The 7,502-nt window shown below is 63.6% G+C and carries 13 protein-coding genes; 3 read left to right on the top strand and 10 right to left on the bottom strand.

The annotated features are described in order from the left end of the window. Positions 1-407: 407 nt before the first annotated feature. The 4 genes from DSD28_RS17840 to DSD28_RS17825 all read right to left on the bottom strand — a co-directional run bounded on the left by DSD28_RS17840 (position 408) and on the right by DSD28_RS17825 (position 2,029). Positions 408-908: a TIGR00645 family protein gene (locus DSD28_RS17840; protein ID WP_119257765.1), complete on the bottom strand. Its 501-nt coding sequence runs from the start codon at positions 906-908 to the stop codon at positions 408-410. Between the two features lie 130 nt (positions 909-1,038). Then, positions 1,039-1,203, bottom strand: coding sequence for a DUF1328 domain-containing protein (locus tag DSD28_RS17835; protein ID WP_023514833.1), 165 nt, complete (start codon positions 1,201-1,203; stop codon positions 1,039-1,041). A 231-nt stretch (positions 1,204-1,434) separates the two neighbouring features. Further along, complete coding sequence (locus tag DSD28_RS17830; protein ID WP_119257764.1) at positions 1,435-1,632, bottom strand: CsbD family protein; 198 nt, start codon at positions 1,630-1,632, stop codon at positions 1,435-1,437. A gap of 64 nt (positions 1,633-1,696) precedes the next feature. Continuing rightward, positions 1,697-2,029 (bottom strand): hypothetical protein, encoded by a 333-nt coding sequence (locus DSD28_RS17825; RefSeq protein WP_119257763.1) that lies wholly within the window; start codon positions 2,027-2,029, stop codon positions 1,697-1,699. A 170-nt stretch (positions 2,030-2,199) separates the two neighbouring features. Between DSD28_RS17825 and DSD28_RS17820 the strand changes: the two genes are divergently transcribed. Both DSD28_RS17820 and DSD28_RS17815 read left to right on the top strand, forming a co-directional pair. Continuing rightward, the gene (locus tag DSD28_RS17820) at positions 2,200-2,355 is read left to right on the top strand and encodes a DUF3309 family protein (RefSeq protein ID WP_117368338.1); all 156 of its coding nucleotides are present in this window, start codon (positions 2,200-2,202) and stop codon (positions 2,353-2,355) included. Positions 2,356-2,384: 29 nt separating this feature from the next. After that, a complete protein-coding gene (locus DSD28_RS17815) occupies positions 2,385-2,645 on the top strand; it encodes a YMGG-like glycine zipper-containing protein (protein WP_119257762.1) in 261 nt (86 codons plus the stop codon). A 77-nt stretch (positions 2,646-2,722) separates the two neighbouring features. On the opposite strand, the gene DSD28_RS17810 is transcribed toward DSD28_RS17815, so the two are convergent. Further along, the gene (locus DSD28_RS17810; RefSeq protein WP_119257761.1) at positions 2,723-2,914 is read right to left on the bottom strand and encodes a NepR family anti-sigma factor; all 192 of its coding nucleotides are present in this window, start codon (positions 2,912-2,914) and stop codon (positions 2,723-2,725) included. A gap of 149 nt (positions 2,915-3,063) precedes the next feature. Between DSD28_RS17810 and DSD28_RS17805 the strand changes: the two genes are divergently transcribed. Next, positions 3,064-3,864: a response regulator gene (locus DSD28_RS17805; RefSeq protein WP_119257760.1), complete on the top strand. Its 801-nt coding sequence runs from the start codon at positions 3,064-3,066 to the stop codon at positions 3,862-3,864. Between the two features lie 51 nt (positions 3,865-3,915). Here DSD28_RS17805 and DSD28_RS17800 read toward each other — a convergent pair whose 3' ends face one another. The 5 genes from DSD28_RS17800 to DSD28_RS17780 form a co-directional block, all read right to left on the bottom strand. After that, the gene (locus DSD28_RS17800; protein WP_119257759.1) at positions 3,916-4,260 is read right to left on the bottom strand and encodes a RidA family protein; all 345 of its coding nucleotides are present in this window, start codon (positions 4,258-4,260) and stop codon (positions 3,916-3,918) included. A gap of 120 nt (positions 4,261-4,380) precedes the next feature. Next, a complete protein-coding gene (locus DSD28_RS17795) occupies positions 4,381-4,863 on the bottom strand; it encodes a gluconokinase (protein ID WP_119257781.1) in 483 nt (160 codons plus the stop codon). 39 nt (positions 4,864-4,902) lie between these two features. Further along, on the bottom strand, positions 4,903-5,733 hold the full coding sequence (locus tag DSD28_RS17790; RefSeq protein WP_119257758.1) for a dipeptide ABC transporter ATP-binding protein: 831 nt from the start codon (positions 5,731-5,733) through the stop codon (positions 4,903-4,905). Next, the gene (locus tag DSD28_RS17785) at positions 5,730-6,584 is read right to left on the bottom strand and encodes an ABC transporter ATP-binding protein (RefSeq protein ID WP_119257757.1); all 855 of its coding nucleotides are present in this window, start codon (positions 6,582-6,584) and stop codon (positions 5,730-5,732) included. Before DSD28_RS17785 ends, DSD28_RS17790 begins: the two co-directional genes overlap by 4 nt. Beyond that, positions 6,584-7,492, bottom strand: a complete 909-nt coding sequence (locus DSD28_RS17780) for an ABC transporter permease subunit (RefSeq protein WP_119257756.1) — start codon at positions 7,490-7,492, stop codon at positions 6,584-6,586. The genes DSD28_RS17785 and DSD28_RS17780 overlap by 1 nt, the downstream gene beginning before the upstream one ends. Between the last annotated feature and the right edge of the window lie 10 nt (positions 7,493-7,502).

The raw sequence follows: 7,502 nt of genomic DNA, 5'->3' as shown, positions 1-7,502 counted from the left end.
GGCCCAATTCTCACCAGCTTCTCAAGGAAACCCTAGAGCGAGTTCGTCGGCCGCCAGAAGCGCCGCCGCTCTCGTTCGATGAGCGGCGTTATAGGCCCAACGTTTCAGGCCGTCAACAGCGGGGATGAAGATTTTTGGAAAAACTTATAACAACTTGATTTTAAAAGGAAATTGTTGAAATCCCCTCTTCAAGCGTCCCCGTTTCGGCATTTTCGCTCCCGGAAATCACGCTCCGGCGGCCGAAAGCGGTCTGGGAAAGCCGAATTGGTGGCACATTGCCCGAAACCGGCCGGTGCATAAGATGAATTTCGGGGATGAAGCGCTCCTTTCGCTTGACTTCCGGGCAAAAGAAAAGGCGCCGGCGGATATCCCCGCGGCGCCCCTCCCCTGCCCCTCTCGGCACGGCATCAGCCCTTCAGCTTGCCCATGATCTGCTCGAGAAAACCGAGCAGCACGGCGGAGACCACGAAGGCGAGATGCATGAAGGTCAGCCACATCAGCTGGCTCTCGGTATATTGCTGCGCATTGAGAAAGATCTGCAGCAGATGGATCGACGAGATCGCGACGATCGACGAGGCGACCTTGATCTTGAGGCTGCCGGCATCGAGCTTGCCGAGGAAGGAGACGTCCTTCTCCGCCTCGTCGAAGCGGCTGACGAAGTTCTCGTAGCCGGCGATCATCACCATGAGGATGAGGCTGGCAACCAGCGCCGCGTCGATCAGGCCGAGCATGGCAAGGATCATCTGCGCATCGTCATAGACGAAGACGTTCTTGGCGACCTTGACGAACTTGTAGAGGAAGGAGACGGCATAGACCGCGAGCGCCGCCACGAGGCCGAGATAGAAGACCACGAGGATCCAGCGGCTCGACAGGATGATGCGTTCGACCAGGAGTTCGAGGGATTTCATCGCGCGGGCTCCAGCGGGAATCAGTCAGGTTCACCGTTGATTAACCAAAGGCCCGAGGGGCCGCAAGACGTCTTCGCACATGCAAAAGGGCGGCGTCCGCGGACGCCGCCCTTGCCGGATTGCTGCTTCCTCATGCCCTTCGGAAGAGGCCTGCGATCAGGGACAGGACCAGAAGGGCGAGGAAGACGAAGAACAGAATCTGCGCGATGCCGGCGGATGCACCGGCAATACCGCCGAAGCCGAGCAGGCCGGCAACAAGGGCGATCACGAGAAAGACGACAGCATAGTACAGCATTTTCAATCTCCTTGTTATGTCGCAGAAGAAACGGAAAGCATCCGAAAAGGTTCCCGCAACCGCCGTGCAACAGAGTTGATTTGCTACACTTTCCATTCTTCCAAAACGATGCCGCCGCGGCCTTTCGGCTGCGGCGGCATGAGCGGTGATTAAGAGGGCTGCGACCGGCAGAGCATTCCGTTTCCACGCAACTCGGGACGCAAACCGCTGCGTGCTTTTGCCGGAATTGCGCTAGTGGCGGCGCGCCCAGTCGTCGATCTGCCGCTCCGCCTCGTCCTTGGCAAGGCCGTAGCGCTGCTGGATCTTGCCGGACAACTCGACGCGGCGGCCCTTGATGACGTCGAGGTCGTCATCCGTGAGCTTGCCCCACTGGGCCTGCGCCTTGCCCTTGTATTCGTTCCACTTGCCTTCGATGATATCCCAGTTCATCTCGCTGTCCTTTCGGTTGAATGCAATCGATTGACGGGGAAGCGGCGGGAGCCGGAAAAGTTCCTCAATGCAGGCCGATATCGACCGGGCCGGCGTTCTCGGCGACGACGATGCCGTCCGCCGGCGGGTCCACCTTGCGCACATGGACCTCCAGCCGGTTCCGCGACGTCATGCGCCAGCCGATCTCGACATTCTCTTCCTCCCAGGCGGGATCGAAGGGCGCACAGCGGCCATGTACGACGCGTCTTCCAACACCCGCATCGCCGAGGGCAGACGGCAGGGCGCCGACGCAGTCTTCCATCGTCTCGAATGCCACCTGCGGCGCCTGCAGCTCCTCGCAGGAAAGACTGCCAGGCGCGCAGCCGACCAGAAGCATGATTGCGGCGATGTGCTCCATGTCACTCTCCATCTCCTGTCGGATCGGGCTCCCCATAGAACTGGCCAGACAACGGGACGATGCACGGAAAAGTTCCGATCACGCCCTGTCACGATTTCGGGAACAAAGTTTCGGCAGGCACGTTGTCGGCGCATCGCTCAATGGCGAACCGGACGAGAAAGGAAGCGCAGATGCTCGGCACCATTCTTCTTATCATCCTCATCCTCCTCCTGATCGGCGCGCTGCCGAACTGGGGATACAGCCGCGGGTGGGGTTACGGCCCGTCGGGCGGTCTCGGTCTCATCGTCGTCATCCTTCTCATCCTCGTCCTCATGGGACGCATCTGATCCCGACCAACCAGCCAGGAACCGGAACCATGAAGAAAACCATCATCGCGCTTTGCCTCGTCGCCTCCACCGTGGCACTCTCCGCCTGCTCCCAGACTGAACGCGGCACCGCCATCGGCGCGGCATCGGGCGCCATCATCGGCGGGGCGGTGACCGGCCGCGCGGGCGGCGCCCTTGTCGGCGCGGCCGTCGGCGGCACCGCGGGTTACCTCATCGCCCGTTCGGACCGGCGCGGCTACTGCATCTACCGTGACCGCCACGGTCACCGCTACGAAGCCCGCTGCCGCTAAACGGCACCACGAGCAGAAACGCGAAACGGGCCCCGGGGCCCGTTTCTTGATGTCTTGAACAGGGAAAACGAATGACGTCAGGAACCGCCCTTGGCTCTGCGCTCGGCATCGTCGAGCTTTTCCAGAAGGTCGAGCAGGCGATCGGGCACGGGCTCGGTCTCGATGACGTCGTAGAAGGATTTCAGCTTGCGGCCGACGGGGCCATTGGGATCGAACGCAGCCCTCGCGGAGGCGGCGCCGCGTCTCTTGTCTTTACCGGGCTCTATCATGGTCTTGTTTCCATCGCTTGCCGCCCGCTATCTTCCTTTTGCCCAATATTCCCAATAGCAAGTCAGACTTAGCATGCTACCAATAGGTTTCCGCAAGGTGAACTCTAGCGGAAACGGTTCCGATACGGAACATAGCCAGGGAGAACGAAATGTCACTTTCCACCCGTATCGCACCGCATCTCGCCTATCTGAGGCGGTTTTCCCGTGCCGTGACGGGTTCGCAGACATCCGGCGACGCCTATGTCGCCGCCATGCTCGAAGCACTCGTCAGCGACATCTCGCTCTATCCGGAAGGGCGCAGCGACCGCATCGCGCTCTACCGGCTCTACTGCACGCTCTTCGACAATCTCGACATCACCCTGCCGGAAAACACCTCGCCCTTCGGCTGGGAGCGGCAGGCGGCAGCGAACCTTTCCAACCTGCCGCCGGCAGAACGCAAGGCCTTCCTGCTCGTCGCCGTCGAGGGCTTCGACATTGCCGAGGGCGCCGATATCATGGATGTGCCGGAGGACCGCTTCAGCGCATTGCTGGACGAGGCCTCGCGCGACATCTCGCGTCAGGTGGCGACCGATATCATGATCATCGAGGACGAACCCCTCATCGCCATGGATATCGAGGATATGGTGAAGGGCCTCGGCCATCGGGTGACCGGCATCGCGCGCACCCATTCGGAGGCCGTCGAGCTCTATCACCGCACCTCGCCGCGCATGGTGCTGGCGGATATCCAGCTCGCCGACGGCAGCTCGGGCATCGACGCCGTCAACGACATCCTGAAGAACAGCACGATCCCGGTGATCTTCATCACCGCCTTCCCGGAACGGCTCCTGACCGGCGAGAAGCCGGAACCGGCCTTCCTCGTCACCAAGCCGTTCAACCCGGACATGGTGAAGGCGCTGATCAGCCAGGCGCTGTTCTTCGACGAACAGGCGCGGCTCGCCAAATCCGCATGACGCAAAAAGGCCCGCGCAAGCGGGCCTTTTCATTCCGGTCTGCCGTGCTTGTCAGAGCGCGGCGACGACGATGACCTCGACGAGGTAATCCGGCGTCGCGAGCTTGGATTCGCCGGTTGCGCGAGCGGGCGTGTGGCCCTGCGGCGCCCAGGTATCCCAGACGGCGTTCATCTTGGAAAAATCGGCCATGTCGGCAAGCCAGATCTGGGCGGAGAGGATGCGCGTCTTGTCCGTGCCGGAGAGCGCCAGAAGGCGGTCGACCTCGGCCAGCGCCTGCTTCGTCTGCTCGGTGACGTCAGAACCCGCCTCGCCGACCTGACCGGCCAGATAGACGGTGCCATTGTGCACGACGGCCTGGCTCATGCGCGGGCCGGTTTCAAAGCGTTTGATATCCATGTCTCGTTCCTGTCAGGTCGCGGAAATATCGGAAACCCACCGCCACGCGATGGCCGGCAGGCCCGCCGTCTATAGGCGGACGGCCGGCGGGGCGCCAGAGGCGGCCCCGCAAATTCTCCCTCAGGATGCCAATCCCCGGAGGGCGGCGGCGACGATGGCCTCGACGGGCGCATCGATATCGACCGTCACGACGCCCGGTTCGCCGGACGGGTCCTCCAGCGTGGCGAGCTGGCTGTCGAGCAGGCTGACGGGCATGAAGTGCCCTTCCCGCGCGGCCATGCGCGTCATCAGAAGGTCGCGGCTGCCCCTGAGGAAGACGAAGGAAAGCGTGCCGCCGGCGGCACTGCGCAGGCGCTCGCGGTAGACCTTCCTGAGGGCGGAGCAGGAGACAACGACGCCGTTGCCCGCGGCGCGCGCATCGGCCAGCGCCCGGCCGATCATGTCGAGCCAGGGCCAGCGGTCCTCGTCCGTCAGGGGAATGCCGCGGGACATCTTCTCGACATTGGCGGCGGGATGCAGGCTGTCGCCCTCGATGAAGGCGGCGCCGAGGCTTGCGGCAAGACCCTCGGCGACCGAGGTCTTGCCGCAACCGGAAACGCCCATGACGACGATGGCGCGGGCGTCGGTCACGCGCCGCTCGCCTCAGGCGACGCGCTTGCGTCGCTCGACGCGGGCGCGGATGGCGTCGATATCGACACGCGGCGTCGCGGCGAAGAGCGTCTTGGTATAGCTGTGCTGCGGGTCGTCGAAGACCTGGTCGCGGCTGCCATATTCCACGGCCTCACCGAAATACATCACCATCACGTCGTCCGCGATGTGGCGCACGACCGAAAGGTCGTGGCTGATGAAGACATAGGTCAGATGGAACTCGTCCTGAAGGTCGGCGAGCAGGTTGAGAACCTGGGCCTGCACCGAGAGGTCGAGCGCCGAGACCGGCTCGTCGAGCACGAGGAGGCGCGGATTGAGCATCAGCGCGCGGGCGATCGCCACGCGCTGGCGCTGGCCGCCGGAGAACATGTGCGGGTAGCGCCCGTAATGCTTCTCCTCCAGCCCCACCTTCTTCAGCATGGCCATGGCGCGGTCGCGCCGCTCGTCCGCCGGAACCTTGGTGTTGATGACCAGCGGCTCCGTCAGGATGTCGCCGATCTTCTTGCGCGGGTTCAGCGAGCCATAGGGGTTCTGGAAGACGATCTGCACCTTGCTGCGCATTTCCGGCGTCAGCGGCTCGCTGGCGATGTCGACCTTGCGGCCGTCGATCAGCATTTCGCCCGCGGTGATCGGATCGATCATCGTGACCATGCGGGCAAGGGTGGACTTGCCGCAGCCGCTTTCGCCGACGATGGCAAGCGTCTTGCCCTCCTCGACCTTGAAGCTCACGCCCTTGACGGCGTGAACGGTCTTGGACGGCTTCATGAAGCTGCCGGGGATGTGATAGTCGCGCTTGAGGTCGCGCGCTTCGAGAACCGGGGTCATCGGACGGCTCCTGCGAAAATCTCGGCGTCGGTCAGCTTTTCCGTGATCGTCGGCAGGCGCCCGCCCGTGGCGTTCTCCGGCAGGGCCGCGAGAAGAGCCTTGGTGTAGACGCTTTTCGGGGCCGAGAAGAGCGAGAGCACGTCGGCCTCCTCGATCTGGCGGCCCTTGTACTGCACGATGACGCGGTCGGCGGTTTCTGCGACGACGCCCATGTCGTGGGTGATGATGATGAGGCCCATGCCGTGTTCGGCCTGCAGCTTCATCAGGAGGTCGAGGATCTGCTTCTGGATCGTCACGTCGAGCGCGGTGGTCGGCTCGTCGGCGATCAGAAGCTTCGGATTGCAGGCAAGCGCGGTCGCGATCATCACGCGCTGGCACTGGCCGCCCGACATCTGGTGCGGATAGTGGCCAAGGCGCTCTTCCGGGTTCGGGATGCCGACGAGCTGGAACAGCTCGATCGCCCGGTCGCGGCGCGCCTTGCGATTGAGGTCCGTGTGGATGCGCAGCACTTCCTCGATCTGGTAGCCGACCGTGAAGCACGGATTGAGGCTGGCGATCGGCTCCTGGAAGATCATGGCGATATCCTTGCCGATGATCCTGCGCCGCTCAGCATCCGACATGGCCTTCATGTCGCGGCCGTTGAAGGTGAGGACGTCCGCCGTCACCTTCGCCGTCCAGGGCAGGAGGCCCATGGCGGCGAGCATGGAGACGGACTTGCCCGAGCCGGATTCGCCGACGATGGCGAGCACTTCGCCCTCGTCGACCTTGAGCGATACGCCGTCCACGGCGCGGAAGGGACCGGATGCCGTCTGGAACTCGACGGTGAGGTTCTTGATTTCGAGAAGCGACATCACGACCTCTTCAGCTTGGGATCGAGGGCGTCGCGCAGGCCGTCACCCATAAGGTTGATGGCGAGCACGGTGACGAGGATGGCAAGGCCGGGGAAGGTGACGACCCACCAGGCGCGCTGGATGAATTCACGCGCTTCGGCGAGCATCGTGCCCCATTCCGGCGTCGGCGGCTGGGCGCCCATGCCGAGAAAGCCGAGGGCCGCCGCGTCGAGGATCGCCGCCGAGAAGGCGAGCGTCGCCTGGACGATGAGCGGCGCAAGGCAGTTCGGCAGGATCGTCAGGAACATCAGGCGGAGGGTGCCCGCGCCCGCGACCTGCGAGCCGACGACATAATCCTTGGACTTCTCCGTCATGACCGCCGCGCGCGTCAGGCGCACGAAATGCGGCTGGTTGACGAGCGAGATGGCGATCATGGCGTTGAGCAGGCCCGGGCCGAGAACCGCCACCAGCACGAGGGCGAGCAGCAGCGAGGGGAAGGCCAGGATGATATCCATGATGCGCATGATGAAGGTATCGACCTTGCCGCGGAAATAGCCCGCGACCAGACCGATCAGCACGCCCGAGACCACCGACAGCGTCACGACGACGAGACCGATGAAGAGCGAGAAGCGCGCGCCGTAGATAAGGCGCGAGAGGATGTCCCGGCCGACGGCGTCGGTGCCGAGGATGTGCCCCCAGGTCCCGCCCTGCTGGAAGACCGGCGGCAGGAGAAGGAGTTCACGGTTCTGGATGCTCGGATTGTGCGGCGCGACGAAGGGCGCGAAGACGGCGACGAACAGGATCACCAGGAAGATGAAGAGGCCGATGACCGCGCCCTTGTTGCGCGAGAAATAGAACCAGAATTCGGAAAGGCCCGACGGCGGCGTGCCGCCCGTCTTGGCCTCGGACGTTGTCTGTACTGAGCTCATGGGAGCGCCC

Source organism: Shinella zoogloeoides, assembly GCF_003574625.1.
GTDB lineage: Bacteria > Pseudomonadota > Alphaproteobacteria > Rhizobiales > Rhizobiaceae > Shinella > Shinella zoogloeoides_A.
The sequence above is the reverse complement of the archived record's forward strand: the minus strand, read 5'-3'. Positions and strand labels throughout refer to the sequence as shown.

Excerpts from the sequence above, each read along its gene's own strand:
- DSD28_RS17840 (WP_119257765.1), bottom strand. The coding sequence starts at position 908 with ATGAAATCCCTCGAACTCCTGGTCGAACGCATCATCCTGTCGAGCCGC.
- DSD28_RS17835 (WP_023514833.1), bottom strand. The coding sequence starts at position 1,203 with ATGCTGTACTATGCTGTCGTCTTTCTCGTGATCGCCCTTGTTGCCGGC.
- DSD28_RS17830 (WP_119257764.1), bottom strand. The coding sequence starts at position 1,632 with ATGAACTGGGATATCATCGAAGGCAAGTGGAACGAATACAAGGGCAAG.
- DSD28_RS17825 (WP_119257763.1), bottom strand. The coding sequence starts at position 2,029 with ATGGAGCACATCGCCGCAATCATGCTTCTGGTCGGCTGCGCGCCTGGC.
- DSD28_RS17820 (WP_117368338.1), top strand. The coding sequence starts at position 2,200 with ATGCTCGGCACCATTCTTCTTATCATCCTCATCCTCCTCCTGATCGGC.
- DSD28_RS17815 (WP_119257762.1), top strand. The coding sequence starts at position 2,385 with ATGAAGAAAACCATCATCGCGCTTTGCCTCGTCGCCTCCACCGTGGCA.
- DSD28_RS17810 (WP_119257761.1), bottom strand. The coding sequence starts at position 2,914 with ATGATAGAGCCCGGTAAAGACAAGAGACGCGGCGCCGCCTCCGCGAGG.
- DSD28_RS17805 (WP_119257760.1), top strand. The coding sequence starts at position 3,064 with ATGTCACTTTCCACCCGTATCGCACCGCATCTCGCCTATCTGAGGCGG.
- DSD28_RS17800 (WP_119257759.1), bottom strand. The coding sequence starts at position 4,260 with ATGGATATCAAACGCTTTGAAACCGGCCCGCGCATGAGCCAGGCCGTC.
- DSD28_RS17795 (WP_119257781.1), bottom strand. The coding sequence starts at position 4,863 with ATGGGCGTTTCCGGTTGCGGCAAGACCTCGGTCGCCGAGGGTCTTGCC.
- DSD28_RS17790 (WP_119257758.1), bottom strand. The coding sequence starts at position 5,733 with ATGACCCCGGTTCTCGAAGCGCGCGACCTCAAGCGCGACTATCACATC.
- DSD28_RS17785 (WP_119257757.1), bottom strand. The coding sequence starts at position 6,584 with ATGTCGCTTCTCGAAATCAAGAACCTCACCGTCGAGTTCCAGACGGCA.
- DSD28_RS17780 (WP_119257756.1), bottom strand. The coding sequence starts at position 7,492 with ATGAGCTCAGTACAGACAACGTCCGAGGCCAAGACGGGCGGCACGCCG.